26 protein-coding genes are annotated in these 23,160 nt (G+C 42.5%); 7 read left to right on the top strand and 19 right to left on the bottom strand.

The annotated features are described in order from the left end of the window. Positions 1-111 precede the first annotated feature (111 nt). The 5 genes from CKO50_RS24820 to CKO50_RS16865 all read right to left on the bottom strand — a co-directional run bounded on the left by CKO50_RS24820 (position 112) and on the right by CKO50_RS16865 (position 4,666). A complete protein-coding gene (locus tag CKO50_RS24820) occupies positions 112-399 on the bottom strand; it encodes a hypothetical protein (RefSeq protein ID WP_255230221.1) in 288 nt (95 codons plus the stop codon). Positions 400-510: 111 nt separating this feature from the next. Beyond that, positions 511-1,359, bottom strand: coding sequence for a lipase secretion chaperone (locus CKO50_RS16880; RefSeq protein ID WP_095729100.1), 849 nt, complete (start codon positions 1,357-1,359; stop codon positions 511-513). Then, a complete protein-coding gene (locus tag CKO50_RS16875; protein WP_095729099.1) occupies positions 1,356-2,273 on the bottom strand; it encodes a triacylglycerol lipase in 918 nt (305 codons plus the stop codon). The genes CKO50_RS16880 and CKO50_RS16875 overlap by 4 nt, the downstream gene beginning before the upstream one ends. Before the next feature lie 241 nt (positions 2,274-2,514). Further along, entirely contained in the window at positions 2,515-3,477 is a 963-nt protein-coding gene (locus CKO50_RS16870) for a phosphatidylinositol transfer protein (RefSeq protein WP_095729098.1), read from the bottom strand. Between the two features lie 157 nt (positions 3,478-3,634). Next, positions 3,635-4,666 (bottom strand): nitronate monooxygenase family protein, encoded by a 1,032-nt coding sequence (locus CKO50_RS16865; RefSeq protein ID WP_095729097.1) that lies wholly within the window; start codon positions 4,664-4,666, stop codon positions 3,635-3,637. A 166-nt stretch (positions 4,667-4,832) separates the two neighbouring features. Here CKO50_RS16865 and CKO50_RS16860 point away from each other — a divergent pair, with 166 nt between their 5' ends. Further along, the gene (locus tag CKO50_RS16860) at positions 4,833-5,276 is read left to right on the top strand and encodes an N-acetyltransferase (RefSeq protein ID WP_095729096.1); all 444 of its coding nucleotides are present in this window, start codon (positions 4,833-4,835) and stop codon (positions 5,274-5,276) included. An 87-nt stretch (positions 5,277-5,363) separates the two neighbouring features. Beyond that, a complete protein-coding gene (locus CKO50_RS16855; RefSeq protein WP_095729095.1) occupies positions 5,364-5,879 on the top strand; it encodes a hypothetical protein in 516 nt (171 codons plus the stop codon). Between the two features lie 104 nt (positions 5,880-5,983). On the opposite strand, the gene CKO50_RS16850 is transcribed toward CKO50_RS16855, so the two are convergent. The 10 genes from CKO50_RS16850 to CKO50_RS16805 form a co-directional block, all read right to left on the bottom strand. Continuing rightward, positions 5,984-6,190, bottom strand: a complete 207-nt coding sequence (locus CKO50_RS16850; protein ID WP_095729094.1) for a calmodulin — start codon at positions 6,188-6,190, stop codon at positions 5,984-5,986. Positions 6,191-6,199: 9 nt separating this feature from the next. After that, on the bottom strand, positions 6,200-6,421 hold the full coding sequence (locus CKO50_RS16845; protein ID WP_010375684.1) for a crotonobetainyl-CoA--carnitine CoA-transferase: 222 nt from the start codon (positions 6,419-6,421) through the stop codon (positions 6,200-6,202). A gap of 49 nt (positions 6,422-6,470) precedes the next feature. Next, positions 6,471-6,692 carry a calmodulin gene (locus tag CKO50_RS16840; protein ID WP_095729093.1) on the bottom strand — a complete coding sequence of 74 codons (222 nt, stop codon included), beginning with the start codon at positions 6,690-6,692 and terminating at the stop codon, positions 6,471-6,473. A gap of 50 nt (positions 6,693-6,742) precedes the next feature. Further along, a complete protein-coding gene (locus tag CKO50_RS16835; protein WP_095729092.1) occupies positions 6,743-6,964 on the bottom strand; it encodes a calmodulin in 222 nt (73 codons plus the stop codon). Positions 6,965-7,032: 68 nt separating this feature from the next. Beyond that, positions 7,033-7,254 carry an EF-hand domain-containing protein gene (locus tag CKO50_RS16830; RefSeq protein ID WP_095729091.1) on the bottom strand — a complete coding sequence of 74 codons (222 nt, stop codon included), beginning with the start codon at positions 7,252-7,254 and terminating at the stop codon, positions 7,033-7,035. Between the two features lie 87 nt (positions 7,255-7,341). Further along, a complete protein-coding gene (locus CKO50_RS16825) occupies positions 7,342-7,563 on the bottom strand; it encodes an EF-hand domain-containing protein (RefSeq protein WP_095729090.1) in 222 nt (73 codons plus the stop codon). Positions 7,564-7,622: 59 nt separating this feature from the next. Beyond that, positions 7,623-7,844, bottom strand: a complete 222-nt coding sequence (locus CKO50_RS16820) for a calmodulin (protein ID WP_095729089.1) — start codon at positions 7,842-7,844, stop codon at positions 7,623-7,625. An 886-nt stretch (positions 7,845-8,730) separates the two neighbouring features. Further along, the gene (locus tag CKO50_RS16815) at positions 8,731-9,102 is read right to left on the bottom strand and encodes an SH3 domain-containing protein (protein WP_095729088.1); all 372 of its coding nucleotides are present in this window, start codon (positions 9,100-9,102) and stop codon (positions 8,731-8,733) included. Then, positions 9,092-9,553, bottom strand: a complete 462-nt coding sequence (locus CKO50_RS16810) for a GNAT family N-acetyltransferase (RefSeq protein WP_095729087.1) — start codon at positions 9,551-9,553, stop codon at positions 9,092-9,094. Before CKO50_RS16810 ends, CKO50_RS16815 begins: the two co-directional genes overlap by 11 nt. Before the next feature lie 121 nt (positions 9,554-9,674). Next, positions 9,675-10,601 (bottom strand): hypothetical protein, encoded by a 927-nt coding sequence (locus CKO50_RS16805; protein WP_095729086.1) that lies wholly within the window; start codon positions 10,599-10,601, stop codon positions 9,675-9,677. Positions 10,602-10,734: 133 nt separating this feature from the next. Here CKO50_RS16805 and CKO50_RS16800 point away from each other — a divergent pair, with 133 nt between their 5' ends. Next, positions 10,735-11,592: a hypothetical protein gene (locus CKO50_RS16800; protein ID WP_255230215.1), complete on the top strand. Its 858-nt coding sequence runs from the start codon at positions 10,735-10,737 to the stop codon at positions 11,590-11,592. 70 nt (positions 11,593-11,662) lie between these two features. Here CKO50_RS16800 and CKO50_RS16795 read toward each other — a convergent pair whose 3' ends face one another. Then, the gene (locus CKO50_RS16795) at positions 11,663-12,388 is read right to left on the bottom strand and encodes a YebC/PmpR family DNA-binding transcriptional regulator (protein WP_010375669.1); all 726 of its coding nucleotides are present in this window, start codon (positions 12,386-12,388) and stop codon (positions 11,663-11,665) included. A gap of 197 nt (positions 12,389-12,585) precedes the next feature. On the opposite strand from CKO50_RS16795, the gene CKO50_RS25030 reads away from it, so the two are divergent. Continuing rightward, entirely contained in the window at positions 12,586-15,330 is a 2,745-nt protein-coding gene (locus tag CKO50_RS25030) for a methyl-accepting chemotaxis protein (protein WP_095729122.1), read from the top strand. 356 nt (positions 15,331-15,686) lie between these two features. Further along, complete coding sequence (locus tag CKO50_RS24805) at positions 15,687-15,905, top strand: GNAT family N-acetyltransferase (protein ID WP_255230214.1); 219 nt, start codon at positions 15,687-15,689, stop codon at positions 15,903-15,905. 93 nt (positions 15,906-15,998) lie between these two features. Here the strand turns inward: CKO50_RS24805 and CKO50_RS16780 are convergent, their stop codons facing one another. The 3 genes from CKO50_RS16780 to CKO50_RS16770 form a co-directional block, all read right to left on the bottom strand. Further along, the gene (locus CKO50_RS16780) at positions 15,999-16,754 is read right to left on the bottom strand and encodes a phytanoyl-CoA dioxygenase family protein (RefSeq protein ID WP_095729085.1); all 756 of its coding nucleotides are present in this window, start codon (positions 16,752-16,754) and stop codon (positions 15,999-16,001) included. 235 nt (positions 16,755-16,989) lie between these two features. After that, complete coding sequence (locus CKO50_RS16775; protein WP_095729084.1) at positions 16,990-17,463, bottom strand: peroxiredoxin; 474 nt, start codon at positions 17,461-17,463, stop codon at positions 16,990-16,992. Between the two features lie 119 nt (positions 17,464-17,582). After that, positions 17,583-19,652 carry a winged helix-turn-helix domain-containing protein gene (locus CKO50_RS16770; RefSeq protein ID WP_095729083.1) on the bottom strand — a complete coding sequence of 690 codons (2,070 nt, stop codon included), beginning with the start codon at positions 19,650-19,652 and terminating at the stop codon, positions 17,583-17,585. Between the two features lie 338 nt (positions 19,653-19,990). On the opposite strand from CKO50_RS16770, the gene CKO50_RS16765 reads away from it, so the two are divergent. Beyond that, positions 19,991-22,222, top strand: a complete 2,232-nt coding sequence (locus tag CKO50_RS16765; RefSeq protein ID WP_255230213.1) for a TonB-dependent receptor — start codon at positions 19,991-19,993, stop codon at positions 22,220-22,222. Beyond that, positions 22,177-23,013 carry a TonB-dependent receptor gene (locus CKO50_RS24800; protein ID WP_255230212.1) on the top strand — a complete coding sequence of 279 codons (837 nt, stop codon included), beginning with the start codon at positions 22,177-22,179 and terminating at the stop codon, positions 23,011-23,013. Before CKO50_RS16765 ends, CKO50_RS24800 begins: the two co-directional genes overlap by 46 nt. Positions 23,014-23,160 lie beyond the last annotated feature (147 nt).

Below are 23,160 nucleotides of genomic sequence, written 5' to 3'. Positions count from 1 at the left end.
GCAAAGCCGAGATACGAACTTATCCGTCACCACATCGCTTTGCGCTTTATCGCTACTGTTATAGAGATGCAAGTGATTATCTTCGACAAAATAAAACCCCAATTGGTTTAATCATGCCGCCCACCGCAACCCCGATGCTAAATCACACTTTATATAAACACTTAACTCTCGATATTGCATTTGCTGATCACCGCCCCACAGCAACTGATAAGGCACATTTACGCGCTGTAAAGCCCCTTGCCAAAATCGTGATAAGCGTTGATTTTTATCTTCACAGAGTACCTTTCCATGTGGATTCCACAGACTTAAGATAGCGCCCCGTGTATCAAAGCGGATTGGTTGTATTGGTTGAAAATACACTTGTAAATAAAGCTGCCACAGGTTCGGTTCAATTTTCATGTTTTACTGTTTGTTTGATTGTATTTACCAGCTACCAAGATGGGCTCATGGCTGCAGGTTTGGCTGCTCCACGTAATCGACCTATACATCTTATCAATAACTAAAAAATTATCACTTAACCAATACAGCAACTCGCTTTTGCTCGTTCTCCGTAAAGGTTTGTTTGAGTAGTGACTCGACTTTTTCTGTTGCGATTTGGCTATCACCGAGCTCGGCTAAAATATTTTGCTTTTGCAGCATAAAACTTTGTAGTTTTTGCTGCCAATACTTTTGTTGCTTCTGGACTTCAAGTATACGCGTTGCGGCTTTATCGCCATATTCAGCACTTAATTCGTTATAGTGTTTTTGCTGCCAATTTGCGTTTAGGGTGTGTAACTGGGCTGAGGTTTGAAATAACGCTTGTTCGCGCTTTGGGAGTTCACTGATATGCGTTTCAATTAATTGCTGCTTTTGCGATTCCGATATAGATGCGTCTGACAAAATTTGCCAGCGACTCAAAGCTTGCGTATCCCACGCATTATCATCTTCAAACCAAACTGCAATCACTTCATCCGTAAAAAATTGCCGCTGCAGTGCGTGTAGTAGCTCAACACGTTCTAGTAGATTAAGATGCGTATCCACATCAATTAGGGCCTGCTTAAATTGCACGTAGAGACCTGCAACTTCGTGAAGGCATTGTGGTAATAATTCCAGATAAGCTTGCCACTGCTCGGCTTGGTTATGGTTTTGTAGCTCAAAAAGCCAATCGTCGATTTGGTGCTTATGCTGTTTATTAATGATCTCACAATGGACGCTTGCAGATGCACTCCTTGTGGGTTGTGGGACCTTATGCGCATCATTTTTCAGCTCAGATAACTCCGCGAACCGGGGAACATGACGCGGCGTCTCTTGCTGTTCACTCTCGATATAAAACAGCGACAGCATAGTCAAAATGATTAGCAAAAGGCCCCACTTTTTCATAGCGCCAAACCTTTTAAACGGCGAATATGCTGACGATAAACGGTTAATGGGTCAGTTTCGAACAAGTGATGAATACCAATGGTGTGGTTTACCTGATCTAAATGGTTCATTTTGAATTGGTTATTGATCACCTGACCTAAATTACTAGAACAAGCTGATACTAGGCCGTCGTTGGCTTCATCAAAGACTTGAGAGAACAGTGCAAGTGCGTTGTCAGCGGGGTCAAATACGTTGGTCCATGCTTTGCTGCCACTCCATGAAAAATAATGCACGCCATTGCTCGCTAGACTTTGCGTTTCGCCACAATAATGACTTGGCACACCCTCTGGGTATTTTTGGTTAAATGCTGATGTGCCAGCCGTGGTCAAAGCACCTAGTGCTTCGAGTGCGTCTTTTGGTGCGGTGGCTTTACCAGATAACAAATCAATCAACCCCGCAAGGCCGTTAGCAAGCGACGCTAAAAACTGCTCCGAAAATGAGCCACTGTCTACTCCACCGCGAACAACATCAGCAAAACGGCTACCCCAGTTTACGCCACCAATACTAGTCGCTGAGGCCACCCACTCAGGTTTAACTGAGGCGACATAGCGAATAGTTTGCGCGCCTTGGCTGTGGCCAATCAAATTAACTTTGTCTTTACCCGTTAATGCTCGAACCAACGCAACTTGCTCTAGTAGTTGCTCACCACGCAATTCTGAATTATGGGCTGATGATACTTCTGCAACATAAACCTGCCCACCTTCGTCATGGATCACTTGTGGTACGCGATAAAAATAATCCATCCCGAGCAGATTATCAAAACCAAATAGACCGTGAACTAAGACCACGGGATACTCTAATTCCTCACCGCTGTGGGCGGGAGAGGTAACGACCGATAGCAACCCTAGCAGGGCGCTGAGAATTAGCCTTTTCATGTACTTGCTCCAATTATTACATTTTTATAACAAATAAACTTTAGATTACAATGGTCAGAGGTCAAGCCAGAATAATGTAAAAAATGAAATTTTAATGAATATTACGTAAACAACAGTAAATAATGGCAGTGTAAGCTAGTACCTAGGCCCAGAGGTTAGTACACACAGGGTTCCCCAAAAGAAGCCAAAATACGGCTCCTTTTGCGAATTTCTAAAAATTAGATTCAATCGAGGGTAAGGTCTACAAGCAGTCAGCGTGAGGATAAGTTGTGAGTTCACCTAAATGCACTTGGTAACTATTGCCGGTAATTGCTGTGGTACCGTAATGTCCGGCATCAGAACCAATAGTAAACGCTTCTGAAGCTGGGATCCCCGCTTTGATAAAGGCTTCAGCATCTGTTTTGGCATTACCATAAGCACGAACGACATCAATGCCCTGCGCCTTTAAGCGATTAATCTCCGCAGTTTTATATTCTGCTGTTTTAAACAAACTGGTTTCATTACTGAGTGATGTGCGTAGAAAGCCTTGCGGTAAGCCCATCCAATTTAACCAACCGCGCGTCCCTTTAGCATACCAATACACTCTGGCTGTCAAAAATACGGGTTGATAGCCCAAATCAAGATAGTGGCGAACTAAATCATAGGCACCATCTTTGGGGTCGGCATGATCTATTCCGGTATAGTCGCCAATTTGCTCGGCATCGGATTCGGTCAATGTGCCATCGATGTCAAACAGGACCGCTTGAGTGCCTGGCTCAACAACCGTGACATAACCTTGTGCACCGGTGCCATCAGCTGGTACGCCTGCGTATATACGATACTGACCTACCGATAACTCGGGCAAGGTGATAAACGCCTTGCCATCGCCATTGGTGGTTTGCTCACCAAGATACTGCCAATTTGTGTCCGACTCAGCACGGTAGTAAAACTCCACCGACTCGAATTCCAAGTCTTTATGAGTGATGCTACCGTAGTCAAATTTAGCAGTGATCTGAGTGACAGCCCCGACAACGGTTACTTGATCATGCACCATATGGTAACTTGGTAGCCAAGATAAGTATTTGTTAAACGAGCTAGAAAAGCTACGCTTGGCCATATTAGGCGCAGCATACTGGGTTTCTAGTGCGGTAATACTTGGGCAAGTAGGGGTTGCCAGCGAAGAAAAAGAAGCGAATAACGCTGCTGTTAAAATAGAATGTCTCATGCACGACTCCGTGTTTATTATTGTCATAACGAATACGTCACCCAAGCAAATAATCGACTTACGTAGGTAACAAAGAGCAAGGCACAACTGGGTTGGCCTTGTTATAAAACGCTAGAGCATAAACTCGAAATGCGTCAAACTTGTTAACCTAAATATTTTATTTAACATTCCATAGATGTTCTACCATCTCTTGTGTACTAACTTCCATGCAACCTTGGCGGTTAACCCCAGCCCAAAGCGGGCTAAAATCTCCACTTCCTTGCTTTTCAGCAGCGGCGCGTAATGGTGTCAAAGCAGCTGATGCATATGGAAAAGTGGGTACATCATCATTAATAAAGCTGAGATCTATCATTAGTCGATTTTCGATCCCACGCGCAGGGCGACCAGAGAACACATTGGTCACGGCGGATGGCTCAGCCAGTGACTTAAGTGCACTTCGATGTACCAAAGAGGTGCTAGCCTCATCACATAGTAAGAAGCAAGTGCCGATTTGTGTTCCACAGGCACCCAATTCGTGCATCATAGTGACATCATGATGAGAAGCAATACCACCTGCAGCGACTACAGGAACCGATAGCGCATCAGCGAGGATAGTGACCAATTGTCGAGTATGCAGTTGAGACTCAAGTTTTGTCTCGGTGAAGGTTGCCCTGTGCCCACCCGCTTCAATCCCTTGCGCTATCACAATGTCTGCACCATTTTCAGCTAACCATATCCCCTCTTCCAAGGTCGTTGCGGAAGACAAAATAGTCGTCCCCCACGATTTTACGAACTCGACCAGTTCAGTATCAGGAAGCCCAAAATGAAAACTGATCACGGGAGGTTTATAAGGCGCAATGGCCTCAGCCATTTCCCTATCAAATGGGCGTCTTAAGATCCCCATTTCATCAGTAGGTGTTAACTCAAGCTCATCGTAATATGAAGCCAGCTTTTTCTTCCACTTATCTTGCTGATAAGGGTCAGGCTCCGGCATCTCATGGCAAAAAAAGTTAAGGTTATATGGGCCTGAAGCATATGCTTTAAAATGCTCAATTTCTACAACGACCTGCTCTTTACTCAGCATCCCGCAAGGGATTGAACCGAGTATTCCGGCATTTGTCGCTGCGACCGCTAAGCGCCAATTTTGCACACCTGCCATTGGCGCTTGGATCATAGGAATGGAGATATTAAGTAATCTGGTAAGCTGCATCACAAGGTCCTTGTTTTAGGCAAAACGACATAAAGCCGAAGGTGCTTTCCAGTGTGGGGAAGAAGCGCTTAACGGTCAATGATTGTGCGGCTAATAAAGCAAACTTTCTCTTGCCAAAACAACCATATTTAAAATAGTGTTTCTATAACAATACAAGGACGCCGTGATGAATATCTCTCTAAGAGCCATTGATAAACAAAACTACGAAGCCATTTGCGATTTAGATGTCAGCCCTGAGCAGCAAGATTTGGTAGCCTGCAACATGTTTTCCATCGTGGAATCAAAATTTAATGATGGCTATACCACACGCGCAATTTATCAAGATGATGAAGCTGTTGGGATGCTAATGTGGGTACAAGAGAGTATAGAGCGCATCTCCATTTGGCGCTTTATGGTTGATCAGCAATTTCAGCAACAAGGGATTGGGCGTAAAGCGCTCACCCTCGCACTCGAAGAAATCAAGCAGACACCAAACCTTGCCACCATAGAAATCTGTTATGTACCAAGTAACCCCGTTGCCAAACCATTTTACGCAAGTTTTGGCTTTCAAGAAATTGGAATCAATGAAGACGATGGTGAGATGCTAGCGGTGATCAAGCTACCTCTATAATAAGTTGTAATTTATGGTAATTTGCGCAAATCAAACATTAGGTTAAACTCACTTAAAAATGTAAGTTGGCCAATTAAAGGAATTACCATGCACGAGCATACTAAACGCATTTGTGATTTTCTCACCGAAATCCAACTACCTTTTCGATTTCATGAAGTCGAAGACAATACATTTTTACCTGGTCTAAAAACGGTAAAGGGAATACTTTATATCGATAATGAGAAATTGCGATATCCAGGTGATATATTGCACGAAGCTGGTCATATTGCCGTATGTGAGCCAGTATTCCGCGACCAACTTCATGAAGACGTGTATAAAAATGGCCTAAAAAATGGCCGAGAGAAACAAGCCATGCAAGGTGAAGAAATGGCCGCCATTGCTTGGTCGGTTGCTGCTATTCAATATATTGGATTGCCTCTAGAGGTCGTATTACATAAGGATGGTTATAAAGGCGCTAGCGCTAGCTTCGTAATTGCTTTTAAGGAAGGAAACGGATTCGGCTACCCATTACTCAGTGCGTGGGATATGACTTGCCCAAAGCAAGGTTTTCCTAAAATGCAGAAATGGATCCGCGAACTTCGTTGGATTAATGAGTTAAGTTAATCGATTCCCTATCTACACCTTAAGCTCCCTAGCAGCTCGAAATAAAAAAAGCCCGACTACAAAGTCGAGCTTGGGGAGGCGTGGCGCTTTGGATTGCCACTTGCTTACTGATTAAATTCTTTCTCAGACAGTTTGCCACCTCCGTCGCTGTCGAGCTTATCAAAGATTGAAGCAAGAGATTCTGACAGTGACGCTTCACTTTTAGAAATAAAACCATCTTTGTCTAAGTCAAAATCGTTAAATTCTGCTGCCATTGCTGAGCCGGCAAAAAGTACTGTGGCGGCTGTAATTGCTGTTGCTAACTTTTTCATTGTGACCTCCTAGCCTTTAAAGTTAGAGAATTCAGAAGCACTTAGCTGACCATTTTTGTCCGCATCTAGCTTCTCGAACTGGCCAAGTAGTGTTGATGATACTGATGCTTCTTGCTGGCTGATCTGCCCGTCTTTATCCTTGTCTACATCTTGAAATGACAAGGTTGCTGCCAGTGCCATCGTGCTCACCAATACACCTATGGTCGTTGCACATACCGTTCTAAGTTTCATAGCCATTCTCCTCACTATGCCCGTCTCTCATTGCGGCTCTAGTCGCAAATTAACCTTTAAAGTTAGAGAACTCAGTTTCGTTTAGTTCTCCGTCAGCGTTTACATCTAAGTCTTTAAACTGCTCGATAAGCGCTGTATTTACTTTTGCTTCGCTCATGCTAATAGCACTGTTGCCATCTGTGTCATAGCTTGCGAAATCTTCACCAGCAATAGTATTTGCTGAAGCCAATGTTAGACCTGTGATTGATAGTGCGATAAGTACATTTTTCATCATTCTGCTCCTAAAATTTCCTAAATATGACTTGCTTTTGGACGGCTTGATTAGCCTTGATAATTTGCGAATTCAGACTCGCTTAACTCACCGTCGGCATTGCTGTCTAGTTGCGTAAATTGCTCTGCAAGCGATTGATTTACTTTTGCCTCAGTCATGCTGATGGTGCCGTTACCGTCAGTATCATATTTAGTGAAATCTTCACCAGCTAATGCAGAAGCTGAAGCGAATGCTAAACCTGCAATTGAAAGTGCTGCTAATACGTTTTTCATGATAGTCCAATCCTTCTGTCGTTTTCGTAATGGTGTTAAAGGCAGTGGGCGCTATGCCCACCTAGCAATTAGCCTTCGTAATTCGCGTATTCAGACTTGCTTAGTTCGCCATCGGCGTTCGCGTCTAAGTTTGCAAACTGCTCAGTTAATGAAGTGCTTACGCTTGCTTCAGTTACACTGATTGAACCGTTGCCATCAGTATCTAGTTTTTCGAAATCGCCACCAGCAAATGCTGATGCTGAAACCATTGATAAAACTGCGATAGATAGTGCTGCTAGTACGTTTTTCATAATCTAATCCTTCAATTGTGTCATTTTGTTCTGATGAGCTAGGCATGCGGCCCAGCTCTTTAACTCATTATTAAATTCAGTGCCAAATTAGCTTTCGTAATTTGCGTATTCAGACTTACTTAGCTCACCATCTGCGTTAGTGTCTAGATCTGCAAACTGCTCAGTTAATGAAGCGCTCACACTTGCTTCTGCTACACTGATTGAACCGTTGCCATCAGTATCTAGTTTTTCGAAATCGCCACCAGCTAGTGCTGATGCTGAAACCATTGATAAACCTGCGATTGATAGTGCTGCTAATACGTTTTTCATAATCTTTTCCTTAAATTGGGGTATATTTTTAACTCTGCTATTATGTCGTCGGCTTGTGATCAGCCTTCAAAGTTATCAAACTCAGACTGGCTTAATTGGCCGTCTTGGTCGGCGTCAAGGTCTTTAAACTGCGCCATCAAATTTGGATTTGCTTTTGATTCGCCTAGTGAGATGTAACCATCTCCATCAACATCGTATTTATCAAACTCAGAGTTTGCGTGAGCACCTACTGATGCGAAAGAAAGTACAGTTGCTGATAGTGCGATTGCTAAAGTTTTCATAATCAGTTCCTCTCATATTTCTAAACTTGTCGTTTCTGCTTCTCTACGTTGGTTTGTGTTGAAGCGAATGTTTTTTGCTTTCGAGATAACTATTCCAACTTTGATGCCAAAGTTTAAAAAAATATAAAAATCAATAAGTTAAATACAAAGGTGGATTTTCATTAAGGATGGATTCAGTGAGATTGTTGCCATTTAGCAACAGGAAATGTTGAGATCAAATTAAAACTTATTTATTTTCAATAAGTTAAACTGTCGCATAAAAGCAACACCATAAAAAATTAGGATTTGAGTGCAGCCCAAAGCGGTTAAGTTTCATGCGACAATCATTCACATTCGGTCTTGAGCAGAACCGCCAGAAAAAATTTTTATAAAAATATCGAAAATTTTTCCTTATCTTTCCTAAAAAATCAGAAAACAAATAAAAAGAATTAAAAATCAACACATTAAAATAGGTTTTCGTCCCAAAGCAATTGCTATAAAAGTGACGAAATGAGCAGGAAACTGACGAAAAACAGAAGTATTTTAAAAAAAGTCGCAGAGAAAAAAGAGAGGTGTTGCTAAAAAGCAACACACGAGGGCCTGTTGAGCTTGCTGTTTGATTTTTGTTCTCCTGAGTGTGTTTTGGTCGCGACGCTCGACTTGTCGCCTAGTAATCTAGGCAAAAGTTGAGCAACAATGAACAAAGCGCACTCAGGTGAACTCAAAGGGCAGCGCTTGATTAGCATTTCTTCTGTGTTGCCCCACAAAGATGTGGGGTAAGGTGACTTTGCAGAAGCACAAAGTCTTTATCGCCTGACTCACATAGAGTAACTATGCTACGCAGACTCTGCTTTGTATAAATACCAATCAAACTGCTGCAAAAACAAACTTGAAAGATAAACAGGCCCTAAATTTGTGTTAGATTACGACACGGTACCCAGCCTTGCAGTTCAGACTTTTTACTTGAACACCATACCCAACCATTGAGTTGGTTGTGCCCCAACAGGTGTTCACCTTGAACTACCGATAGTTCCTGAGCGGTATAGTCCATCAATGCAACACCTTGTTTGGGATTGACTAAGCGAAACACTTGAGCAGGTACCCAACCAGACACTTGCTCCTCAGTTTCACAGAAAAACCAATTGTCCCACCCCTCCTCGCCTTCATATTCTTCACCAACGGTCAATCTCGCACCTTGTTTAAACGTGATGGGGGTTGGAAACTCATTGATATGTTCCTTGATTACTTCGTATTCGATATCTAACTGCTTATTTTCCAAGTTTTAACTCCATATAGACAGACAGCGGATCCGATTTGTGATCACCGAATTCTTTTCTTTCGATAAAACCAAACTGCGCATATAACCTGAGGGCTTCTGGTTGCTTAACTCCGGTTTCTAACCGTATCAGTGGATATTGACGATTATCTGCAAAAGCGATTAACTCGGACAAGATTGCTTTTGATAAACCAAGACCGCGATGATTTGGCTTTACATACAGTCTTTTCAACTCACCATAGAGACAATCATGATGCTTTTCGACGATTGCACCACAAGCAATTACCTCGTCATGCTGGATAATACCAATGAAATGCGCAGTAGGTGAACATAACTCTTGCAATGCCGTTAGCTGGTTGCTTTCAGCGGGGTATAGCGAATTCATCAGCGCATCGATTTCTGCTATTAATGTGCCAAGTGATGGAAAGCTCGCATCAAGAGCAACGATTTGCATTTATCATTTCCTTGATTTTCGGTATTAATTAACTAGAGTCGAGGATTAAGTTGAACACTCAAGTGCGACTATTACAAGAAGTGCTTAGAGTTTGCTTCTCACTCAGTTAGCCCAATGTACGTCAGCCATTAGACTGACGTTTTAGCTCTTCTAGCATACGCTCATCGCCCATCAAGTTTTTGAGGATGGCTTTAACCTTAGGGTCCGATGCATTTTCATAGAGAGACAGCAAATCTTGTGCGATCCTTTGCTGCTGCTTTGGATCGGCGCCTGATTGAAAGTACTGTGACATCAACCCTTCTGCTGCGAGACTTTTCACGTAATCATTAGGCTCTTGCTCTAGCATTTTCACAAACGACTGTGACAAACGCTCATCAACGATAGGTGTACGCGACACGAGTTCAAGCGCCTGTAACCTCAACTTTTCATCACTCATGTTATGCGTCATATTGAGGATAGATTCTACTGCTTGATAATCATATTGCTCTAATTCATTGCGATTTAGCATAAACATGTTCATTTGCAGCTGACTCATAGCAGCTAAACGCTCCGCCGCCGGTAAACTGTTATTTAGAATTTTCTGTTTTAAATCGTTGCTGATTTGACTTGCGTACTCAGGATCAGTTTTGATCCGCATTTCGTAGTCTTCGGGTAAGTCTTCATAAAAGCCATAAATTGGGTTTTCTGCTTTCATCTCGTCGATTTTCTGCTGTTCACGCTTTTCTATCAAAGAGAAGATTAAAGACTCAAACTCATCCGGTGCCTGCTCAGAGAGTAAATCTGACTTTTCCATCGACAACGCCTGTAACCTCGTTTCAAGTTTATTGATCCGAGCCATTAACTGAGCAACTTGTTCAGACTCGTCAGTTGAAATCTGAGTGCCCTGCGTATACTGAGTTGCATTATAGTGGGGCTGTTGAGTAGAGCTCTGATACACGTGCGTTGCCACAGGAGAGGTTGCTAATTTGGTTTGAATGACATTAAACCCAGAAAAAGCCAATGCAAGAACTGAGCATGAAAGCGCTATATTGAGTTTAAGATTAGACATGAACGAGGTACCCTTATAAAAAGTAGCAATGTAATAGATATGCAAGACAAATACTGTAAATGATTATACTGTAAATTGATACAGCAAGAGGCAATTACGCGGATAATTATTACACTTTGCTTAAGGTGAAAAAATGAGCCCCCAAACAGCTTGCCATGATTGCCAACAAGGAATGACCGTGAATAATATACTGCAAACCGTCCACTATAAACCTATCACATTACTTTTACTTGGCATTGCAACGGTTACGTCATTGCTTGGCAGCAGCCCACTTTGGCAAAGTCACCAAGCCTTATTTCAATGGATTTTACCATCAGCCGCACTACTTATTGTGCTGCGATTAGGGTGGCATGTTCGCCAAACAAGCTTGGCAGCTAGCCCCAGTACGTTGCACAAAGACATAAAACTCTGCTGGATTGCTCTGCTCTTATGCACTTGCGGAGATATCATCAACTTCAATCTGTTTGGGCTTTATCATCGTCAAGATCAAACCATAAAACATGACTACTTGATCGACTCTATTTGGTTTTTTGCCCTTGGTTATGGGCTTTTACTCGGACTGCTAATTCGATTTTTACGACGAGAATTTGCATTAACATTAGCAACCGCGACCGTATTGGTTGTAGTGTCTATTACGTTATCGTCGCTTAGCTATAAAATGATGTACCTACCCGCCATAAGCCAATACTCTTTGCTGTTGAGCGCAAGTTATAGCTTATTAGTGGCCTTGCTCGGTATTTTTGGTTTTTGGCTTATTATTCAAAATCTTAAACTCAACGAAAAAACCAACTACGCAGTTGCCAGCGGCTTTATCCTAGCCATGCTAGCAGACGCTGTTATCGGTCAATTTTGGCTGTTCGCAAACCAAGGGGATGGCTACTTTCCTATTGCAAGGCACGTTAATTGGGTCATCTATATTGGCTCGCAAACGCTACTATTATTGTTTCCTGTTGCCATGATAAAAACTAATGTTGTTACATCTAAGACCTAGACAATAAAAAGGCCGAACGATGTCGGCCTTAACTTTGTGCGCAGTGTGCTGCGCTATATCGATAAGCGGCTTATCTTTTGACAATCGCATTGTGGTAAACGTTTTGTACGTCATCCACATCTTCAAGCATATTGATTAGCTTTTCGAATGTCTCGATTGCTTCTGGATCTTCGATTTCTACGTGAGTTTGCGGCACCCAAGTGATTTCGTCTACCTCAAACGTGATCCCCTCAAACGCTTCTGTCAGTGCAGTTTTCGCTTTGAAGTATTCAGTGTGAGGGGCGAAAACAGAAACTTGGCCGTCTTCAACTTCTACGTCAGTAACATCAACATCAGCCATCATTAGCGCTTCCAAAACTGACTCGTCATCATCACCTGCAAATCCTAAGATTGCGAAGTGATCAAACATATGCGCCACACAACCTGGGTTACCTAAGTTTGAACCAGTTTTGGTAAACGGTAAGCGAACATCTTTGATAGTACGGTTCATGTTGTCTGTTAAACAGTCAACGATAATCATGCTGTTTCCTGGACCGTAACCCTCGTAACGCGCTGGCGTGTAATCTTCACCCGCACCACCTGCCGCTTTTTCGATTGCTTTATCAATAACGTGTGCAGGAACTTGATCTTTCTTTGCCTTGTCGATTAAACGACGTAGTGACAAGTTCGTTTCAGGATCTGCGCCGCCATTTTTAGCAACAACGTAAATCTCTTTTCCGTATTTTGAGTTTACTTTTGTTTTTGCCGCCGCCGTTTTTGCCATGGCGTTTTTGCGGACTTCAAATGCTCTGCCCATCTTAATGCTCGTTTTTATAAAAATTGGTGAAGATTTTACCAAGACATTTGAGTTACGGCTATACCCTTATTATCCGTGATGATAATTTGCTTTAAGCAACAAAATTATATACTTGTTTTGCAGCTATTTTGTGGCGGACCTAAGCAACTTTACTATAGTTAATATTGTTAAAATTTACCGCGACGGGTAGCTTATATATGATCACGTTTGGCTTGGGAAAAGCAAAAAAGCAAGATGGACAAAATACAGCTTTATTTCAACACTTTAAGGCAACAACTCCTTACTTGGAAGTAGATTATCAAACCGATATTTTCCAGGTTAGTCCGGCCTTTAACCGTTTACTCGGATACCCAGTTACCCACGAGCTGAAGTCACTCGCTTTTATATGTCACACCTCAGAAGATGCCGCCGTACTTAAGCGTGGGCTCGCTCAACTTGAGCACCAAGCACATGCAAAGGTTGAGCTCTCTCTCAATACAGCGAATGACAACAAACCGAAGAAGTTATTACTAGAGCTATCACGTACTCAAGAAGGCAGAATTTTAGTTATTGCGACTGACATCGGTCATTACCTCACCAACATTGCCAACATGAGTGCAAATTTACAAGCTTTATCAGCGTCCTTTGCGATTATTGAGTTCGACATGCACGGTAAAGTGCTGAGCGCGAATGACAACTTTTTGTCCGTTATGGGATACAGCTTAGAAGAAATACAAGACAAGCATCACAGTCTGTTTGTTAAGGATGACTACGCAGCCAGTGAGGAATATCAAGCATTTTGGCAACGCTTGAATAATGGCGAATTTTTTGAAGGTGAATTCGCAAGGCAAACAAAATCGGGTAAAACGATATGGATCCAAGCCACCTATAACCCTATTTTTGATGAACACAATAGACCTATTAAAGTCGTAAAATATGCCTCAGATATCACCGCACAAAAATCAAAAGCCGCTGACTTTCAAGGGCAAGTTGATGCCATCAAACAAACTCAAGCCGTTATTGAGTTTGACCCTTACGGCAATGTAAAGACTGCAAACAGGCTATTTTTAAATGCGGTTGGTTACACATTAAGTGAAATACAAGGTCAACACCATCGACTCTTTGTGGCACAAGAAGAAGCTGAGAGCAGCGAATATCAAGACTTTTGGCACGCTTTACGACAAGGAAAACATCAATCAGGTGAGTTTAAACGTCTAACAAAATCAGGAAACACTCTGTGGATCCAAGCAACGTATACCCCCATCTATGACGAAAATGGCCAGTTGGACAAAATCGTCAAATATGCCTCCGATATTACTCAAGCAAAACTGGCGTCTTTCGACTTTGCCGGACAACTCAAAGCCATCAATCGCTCGCAAGCTGTTATCGAGTTTGATTTGCAAGGTAATATTTTAAAAGCAAATGAAAACTTCCTGTCTGTTATGGGCTACAAGAAAGAAGAAATCATTGCCAAGCATCACAGCATGTTCGTCGACAGCTTTTACGCGCAAAGCAGTGAATACAAAGCATTCTGGCAACGTTTAAAACAAGGCCAATTTGAATCCGGGGAGTTTCACCGTTTAGGCAAAGGTGGCAAAGCAATCTGGATTAGTGCCACCTACAACCCAATTTTAGACGATAAAGGCAAGCCAATAAAAGTTGTTAAGTTCGCAACGGACATTACCGAGCAAAAAGCCACTGCTGCTGATTTTGATGGTCAGCTTCAAGCCATTCGTAAATCTCAAGCCGTCATTGAGTTTGCAATGGATGGTACTATTTTATGGGCCAACGAGTCATTCCTAGATACGATGGGATACTCACTTGACGAAATCAAAGGTAAGCATCACCGTATTTTTGCTACACACGAACAAGCCACTAGCTCTGAATACCAGAAATTTTGGCAAAAGCTCAACCGAGGTGAGTTCGACTCAGGACAATACTTAAGACTGGCAAAACAAGGTCGAGAGGTATGGATCCAAGCGTCTTATAATCCTATCCTCGATCAACAAAGCCGCCCCTTTAAAGTCGTTAAATATGCAACGGATATCACAGAACAAAAACAAGCGGTTGAACATATTAAAAATGCTATCTTGGCAATGGAGCAAGGCGATTTAAGACATAGGATCACCCACCACTTAGGTGGCGAGTTCTCGGTGCTACAACAAGCGATGAACGGCTTATTCGACAAATTAAGCGATTTAGTTAACACCATAAACAATGGTGCAGAGCAAGTGTTTGATGTAGCTAAACAAATCGCGAATAACAACGAAGAGCTCAATAGTCGCATTGAAAATCAAGCGGCGAGCTTAGAAGAAACCGCCGCCACTATGGAAGAGCTTACCGCTACGGTTAAAAAGAATGCGGGTAGCGCAAGCTATGCCGCAGAGAAAGCGACTATTGTTAGAGAAAAAGCACACTCAGGTAAAGCATCGATTGATGATGCCATTACCGCAGTGGGTAAAATCGAATCTTACAGCACGAAAATCTCTGACATTATCAGTGTCATTGACGAAATCGCTTTCCAAACCAACCTCTTAGCACTCAATGCTTCCGTTGAAGCAGCCCGGGCTGGTGAGGCTGGACGCGGATTTGCCGTGGTTGCCGGAGAGGTGAGAAACCTTGCTCAACGTAGCGCATCAGCGGCACGTGAAATCAAAGCATTGATCAAAAATAGCGTTGATGCTGTGGCGCAAGGCAGCAAACTTGTATACGAGTCTGGCACGACGTTCGATGAGCTAATGCAATCAATTGCCGAGGTGAGCAAAATGGTGGCAGACATAGATAACGCGGGGAAAGAGCAAGCTGAAGGGATAGCTGCGGTTTCTACCACCATCGCACAAATGGATAATATTACTCAGCAGAACGTTACTCTGGTTGAAACAACATCTCGTTCAGGTAGAAATATGGAAAATCAAGCCAAACTACTTACCGATCAAGTTGCATTTTTTCAACTAGATGAATAGTTAAGGGCGCACTACCTACACAACCACATACAAGTAATTTATCTGAATATACCCGCTGTACCTTTAATGCATCGGGTATGTTATGCTCGTCCCGCTGGCTAATCTCCCTGTTGTTTATCGTTTTACCCATTTGGACTGTTTTATTAGACAAAAGGAAAAGNTAAGTCCAGTTACACCAAGCGATTACCAGGAATTACTGGCTGTTTGGGAAGACTCTGTGCGAGCCACTCATGATTTTATCACTGAGGCGGATATCGCTTATTTTAAACCTATTATTATTGAACAGGCGTTTCCAAACGTTACGCTGCACAGTGTAAAATATAGCGACACGAAAATTGTCGGTTTTATCGGTGTACATGACCAAAAAAATCGAGATGTTGTTTGTGCTCGCGAAAAGCAGAGGACAAGGTGTCGGTACTGAGCTGCTTCGCTTTACGCTTGAAACACAAAATGTGCAGTTTGTCGATGTCAATGAGCAAAACCCTGAAGCCGTCGGCTTTTATGAAGCTAAAGGTTTTGAAGTGTATGAGCGCTCACCAACTGACGATATGGGCAAGCCTTTCCAATCTTACTAATGCGGCTTATAGAATCTTATTAATTCATATTTTAAGCTCAATATTAGACTCTAATCGTATTGAGCTTAACTTACCTCGAAATAAACTACTTTATTAACTTTTACCGTGAAAAACTGTTGGTACGTCAAGTAACGTCAGCATTTCTCCCTCTGGTAAACACTCTTGATTAATATACTGCATGAGTTTGGGGTCACTCTCACAAAATAATATATCAAGTGCCAACCTATTTTTGCCATAAATACCGCGATGTATCATATTGGCTGAGAAAGCGAGAAGATCACCCGCTTTCAGTGGAATAGTTTTACCTTCTGACAGGCTTTCATGATTATGATGCCCTGATTGCTCTAACCTCACATTTAACTCTTGAACTGTGTCCCAACGCTTGTGGGTGCCCGGTATCAATTCTATTCCGGGCTCATCTTCCAGTGCTAACCGAAAGTGAACCACTTCAGGCCCCGACAACAACGCTTGTTTTTGCTCTTCGATGGTTAAATGGTATTGCGGATCTCGGTGCCAGTAATTGAGTTGAGTGGTGTTCACAGGGTTAAAAAATAGCTGAGTATTCATAAACCTAAACTCACGCGAAAATATAGATGCAGCTAGAGACACCAGAGAAGTAGACGCGATGAATTGAAAAAGGACAAGCCTTTGCTGTTCGCCTAGGTACTTTGGTGCAGTAAGGTAGGCAGAATTTACTGCTCTGTTTTGATAAAAGTCATTATTGTCAGCCCGCCACGCATGATGAAATGCTAAAACGACTTGCTTTATTTTGTTAAGTTCGCCGGACGGTATAAAATTGTGTTTTATAACGTGGCCGCACTCGTCAAAATCATGGGCTGATTTTACCATCACATATAGACCTCTGACATTGCCGGAAAAATTCCAGTAAATAAATTAACACCATGCGGCCTTATAAAAGCTAATAGACATTCAGCCCAATCAGAGTGCATATTTATCACCTTTTATCAGTGACTTAAAAATAGTCGTTCTTTTTCATACCAATTCGCTCAGACAAGCGCACCTTTAGGCCATTCAAAGCGAACTGGTATTCTTTACCCGAACTTCAGGTCATTTACTTTTACAGTCATAGAGCATCTAAAATAACTTCAGCTTTACTGACCTCAAATTGCTTAGGTTGTTCTACATTGAGTGTTGTCACGACGCCATCTTCAATAATCATAGCATAACGCTGCGAACGTACACCGCCAAATGAACCGGTATCCATTTCAAGTCCTAACGCTTTGGTAAAGCTTGCATCGCCGTCTCCAAGCATCATAATTGCTTCTGCGTTTTGTGCATCACCCCAAGCTTTCATTACGAAAGCATCGTTTACCGATACACATGCAATGATATCAATACCTTTTTGAGCAAATTTATCTGCATTCACGACAAAACCGGGTAAATGAGACGCTGAGCAAGTTGGTGTAAAGGCACCAGGAACCGCAAACAGTACGACTTTCTTACCAGCGAACAACGCTGTCACTTCGTGATTAACCATGCCGTCTGAGGTAAGTTCGCTCAACTCGGTTTGTGGTAATTTTTGTCCAACTTCAATCATTGTTTAAATCCTTCATCTAAGGGCTAATTGCCTTGAGTTTGTTATATAACCTGAGCTTGGGATAGCTAATTTCTTATCCAAACCTGTGGTTATGATAGTCGAGAAATTGTGACTCATGACTACATTTCGATTCGTTTTATATCTACTTGTGGGATTTCGTAACCGGTAAATAGCAGCCACTGTTTTTCTGCTATATATACAAGCCCGCGACTTCGGCTAAAGCTACGTTCTGGAACTCGGATAATATCTTTATGCGCTTTACTGGCAAAGTCAAAATAACTAATGCGGAAGTCTCCACGACGAACATACAAATAGTAAAGTCCCGTATCAGACACTGACCAGCTTGCGCTCGAAGCCAAGTGTGCATTTTCAAATAACAGCGTGTTGACCCCAGTTGCTAAATCGATACGCCACATTTCTTGTGGCCCGCTTTTATATACATACAACCCCCCTTCATGTTCAAGTGCGGTGGTGCCAGTAGTCACCCTCACTGGGGCGCGTTTTGAATCAAGAAAGATGCGAAATATATTGTTGTCATCAGAAATATAAATCGAGTTACCGTCTTGAGACCAGCTGGGTTTACCGTGATACTTTAGCCCAGTTTCTAGCTGCGTTACTTGTTTAGTGGCCATATCCAAAAGTTGAAGTTGGCTTCCTTGGTGTGACTTTGTAGTAAAAATTACTTTTGTGCCATCAGGTGACCATGCAGGGTGCATTGCTTGTAACCCAAGATCTGTCAGTTGTATTCGTTGATCGCCTTTCAAATTAGACACCCAAATTTCATCAAATCCTGATTGGTTAGACACAAAGAGTAAACGCTCCGACACAGGTGAATAACTGGGATAACGGAAGCTAGTTTGTGATTGTAGTAATGGAAAGGGTGAACTGGTGACTTGCGCGTTAAGGTCAAGTTTCATAATAGAAGTATTAATGTTCCAGTCATGAAAATATAAATGCCCTGATTGACTAAAACTTGGGTAACTTAACCCATCAAACGGCAATGTCCCCAATACTTTACCTTCAAGTGAAAGTTTATACGCGCTGCGTGTGCCATGTTCAATCATGGATACAACCAAATAATCATCATTGGGATGCCAACTTAGGCCACGTAGGTCATCACGCCCACCTAATATTTTAACTTCCTTCCCTGTATCCAAGTTTTTCAAATAGAGATTTTCAAGTCCGTTCGGCAAGTTGCGACTAATCGCGATTTGCTTGGCATCGGGAGAAAGCGCAATACTTTCAAGCCCACTCCCTTCACAATCTAACTCACAACCTAATTCAGTCACTGTTTTATCGTTTAAATTTAGCAAGGTTACTTTTGGAGGATCTGTGAGGCCTTGCTTTGCGATAAATCCAAGAAGGTTTTTTTCATTAGAATAGCTTAAGGTAGTGGTCGTATCTGCAATACAATTTGCTATATTTGATTGTGTTTTGGTCACTATATCCAGTGACTTAATCGTACATGCTTCTGAGCGCTTCTCTATATAAAATAGTGTGCGATTATCTCTCCCCCACACTGATACCGAGACATTTCCAGGGCCATCTACTAATACTTTAGAGGGTTCATCAGGGTGTTTTAGATTTTTTAAATATAACCCTGCATGGCTGCCAAACTTTCGCCAAGCAAATGCTAGGTACTGCTCATTTGGGGAAACACTAGGAAAAAGCTCACGTCCAGGGTAATCAGTCACGCCTTCGAGTTGATGGCTTGACTGTTCAACTAAGAAGTATATAAAAACGCTAAGTAGAATGAATAATGTAGCGACTACCCCTGCCACTTTGAGCTTGAAAGGTAAATTTCGCTCGCTAGGCTTACTGGGAGTAGCTTTTATATCGATGAAGTTTGGCTGTGCTTTTAGTCTATATCCAGACTTTCTTATGGTTTCGATCACCTCAAAATCAGCAGTACCACTTTCTTCTTCGTTGCTTGTAAGTAGAGTTTTAAAAGTTTTGCGAAGATGCCAAATTGCATTAGTTAGTGCTTTCTCTCCAACAAATAGGTTCCCCCCCCAAACCTGCTCAATTATTTCTTCTCGAGTAACCACGTTTGGGTAAGCAAGCGCCAATACTGTCAACACTTCGATAAATTTAGGCTGAACACAACACACCTGCCCGGAACAGGACAAAATATGCCCAACCGGATCAATATTGACATCTAATAACTGATAAGTCGCACTGTGCTGCATTTTTATAACCATGAGTAAATATGTTGTAAATCATACCTAAATTATCGGCCAAAAGACAAAAGTAACGCGACAAACATCATGGCAACAATCTAACACTTCAAAAAAACAAGGTATAACAAATTGAATTATATACTTATTTTACAATAGATATTAAATAGAGTTAAAAACGTCAAAGAATAGATGTCCAATTCGTTGCATGAATTATAGTGACATTCACAATAGCTAAAATGAGGTGCAGTGCTTTTTGCTTAGTCAAAACCACAAACTATGTACTTCTTTCAACAAGCCCTAATTATCTAAGAAATAAACAACAATCAGAAATTAAAAGAGGGACGCCCGTGTCACCTAATAACAATATTAAATTACTCGCCCTATCTATCGCGCTCGCCTGCTGTAATACGGCAATGGCTGAAGAGCAACAAATCGATCGTCAACAAGTTGAACAAAGTAGTTCGGTAGTTAAAACGCAAGGTGAAGATAAAGCACTAGAAAAAATCGTCATCACAGGTTCTCGCATCAAACGTGATAGCTTTTCGGTGCCGACTCCTATCGCCACTATGGGGGCTGAGTCTCTCAATGATGCAGGCTTCGGCTCACTTTCAGATATTCTTTTTGAAGAAATGCCTCAGGTCAGTGAAGGAACTGGCAATGGTAACTCGCAAAGCAGTGTTCAAAATACCGGACTTTCAACTATCGACTTACGTGAGCTAGGGGTTAGTCGAACACTAACGTTAATTGATGGCCGAAGAGTGGTATCAAACAGCTATTCGGGCAACTATGTGAGCCTATCAACCATCCCTAAAGGTATGGTTGAGCGAGTTGAAATCATTACCGGTGGTGCATCAGCGGCTTATGGCTCTGATGCAGTTGCAGGTGTTGTGAATATTATTACTCAGCAAGATCAAGAAGGGGCTACATTTAGTGCCCGAGGTGGTGAAAGTACCAAAGGCGGCGCTCGTGAATATACCGTAAATGCTGATTACGGTACGACTTACGATAATGGTAAAGGCTACTTATTTGTCAGTGCCACTTACGACGAAGAAAAGGGACTAAGCTACTGGGATAGAAAGCGTGCTCAGCAGCAAGATAGCTGGGACTACGATACCGACCGTATGTGCAACGTGATGCTCACTGCCAACTACGACCCTGATACAAAAAGTGCCTATCACTGCATGAGAGATATTGATAAATCCCAGTGGACAAGTTTAAGCGACTCAATTCCCGGTGGTGTATTTGATGAATCAAGCAGTGCCAAACCTAACTCCGGCTTTTGGTACGACGGCACCACCTTACGTGACGATTGGCAAGAAGAACTTCACGGTATCGATTTCAACCAATTTACAATGTTAAAGGTGCCTGACAAAGATCTCTCAGCGGCAGTTAAAACAGAGTACGAATTTGATTCTGATATAGAAGCATACTTCCAACTGCAATATAGCCGTAATACCTCGCGGAATGTTAAATCGCCAGAAAGTGAGGATGAGTGCGATGCGATTGTGACCTATGACCCAAACAGTAATCAATTTGGCTCCGACTGCATGGGCCGTATCCCTTATGATAATCCATATATGCCAGAAGCAATTCGAGCAGAGGCAAGCTCAAAAGGCGTAAAATGGGATAGGCTGTTTACTGAAGTTGGTAATATCGTCAACAGTAATGAAAGAACAACAATCAGAACTTGGGGTGGTCTCCGCGGTTATATTTGGGATGACTGGGAGTGGGATGTTTCTGTAGGTTACGGCAAATTTAAGCAAGAACAAACCCGCAGTAACGAAATCTACGTTGCGCGAGTTAAACAGGCGCTAAATGCTGAGCGCCTTGCTGATGGCACGATTCAGTGTAAAGATGAGCAAGCACGTAGCCAAGGCTGTGTGCCAATTAATTTATTTGGTGAAGGCTCAATCACGCCAGAAGCGGCGAATTATATTCGTGCCAACCCTTCCATTACGACCGATATAGACCAAGTGACGGTATCTGGCTTTGTTACAGGTGATTTATTTGAACTCCCGGCTGGCCCCGTTGGCTCGGCATTTGGTTTTGAATATAGAAAAGATACACAGAGCGTATCAACCAACGTGCCAAATGGTGGTGTAACGTTTAACTATGTGCCCACATTTGAAGGCGATGTAAGTGTTCGTGAAATCTTCGGTGAATTATCGTTACCGCTATTAAAAGATGCGCCAATGGCAAAATCGCTTAGCGCCGAGGTCTCTGCTCGTATCGCAGATTACAGTTGGGCAAATACGGGGTTAATCCAAAGCTATAAAGCGGGCTTTATTTATGAGCCAATCGAAGGTTACTCCATTCGTGCAAACTGGGCTCGAGCGATGAGAGCACCGACAATCACCGAACTTATGTCACCACCTCGCGGCGACTATGATAGTTTTGATGATATCTGTGATGGTGTTACCGCGACGTCAACAGGTGCAGGCCACGATAATTGNAAAAAAAAGCCGCTATTGCCACTGAAGGTACTTTTAAAGATGAAAATAACGGCTACTCACCCAACTCAGGAAATAGCGAGTTGTTTGAGGAAACCGCTGATACCATCACCATTGGTTTATCTTTAGCGCCTGCCTTTGCACCGGATTTTAGAATTGCGCTAGATTACTACGATATTCAAATTGATGATGCGGTAAGCTCACTTGCTAACGAAGACATCATTAAGTTCTGTTACGCATCATCTATGGAATTCGGTGACAATAACGAGTTTTGTCGTGATATTAAACGCGATGAAGAAGGGCAGATTTATGAAGTCAATCAACGTGTCATCAACACGGATGAGATCCGCACTAAAGGTTACGATATCGCACTAGAATATGTGTATGACGCTAGCGATTACGGTAGCTTTAAGGTAAAAGCCGATTGGACGCACGTTATTGAATACTCAATTACCAGTACGGGACCTGACGGGCAATACGAAGACCTTTATGAAGGCTATTTAAACGAAGATATTTTCGAAGACAAAGGCGCTATTTCACTGACTTGGTATAAAAACAATTGGCGTGTACGCTGGAGCACAAAATATAAAGGTGCAGTGGAAGCCAGCCGTTCGAGATACGAAGACTGGCAAGCTGCAATCGCCAAAAATAACGAACGCTGTACAGCTGGTGAGACAAGCTGTATCGCAGCTCCAGAGCCGCTCTGGCAAGGTGCGCTGCCATCAGTTACGACTCATGGCTTAACGGTAAACTACAGCATGGAGTTAGGCGATAACCGCACTCTCTCTGTTTATGGTGGTGTGAATAACCTATTTGATGAAAAAGGTCCGTTTATCGTCGGCGGCTCAGGTAACTTTGATAGTGCCTATGGCTCAGGTGTTGGCCGTTTTGCGTTTATTGGGGCGAAATACCAGTTTTAGACTTCTGCATCAATCCGAGGGGCTAGCCCTGAGTAGCCCTGAACTTTCCAAATCAAAAAAGCCCCGCGTCAAGCGGGGCCAAAAATCACTATTTCGCTGATACAGACTCAGCAAAAGTAACGTTAACTCTGAAGCTGTGGTAAGCAG

This window comes from Pseudoalteromonas sp. HM-SA03 (assembly GCF_002289345.1).
GTDB lineage: Bacteria > Pseudomonadota > Gammaproteobacteria > Enterobacterales > Alteromonadaceae > Pseudoalteromonas.
This window is presented reverse-complemented; position numbering and strand designations above follow the sequence as displayed.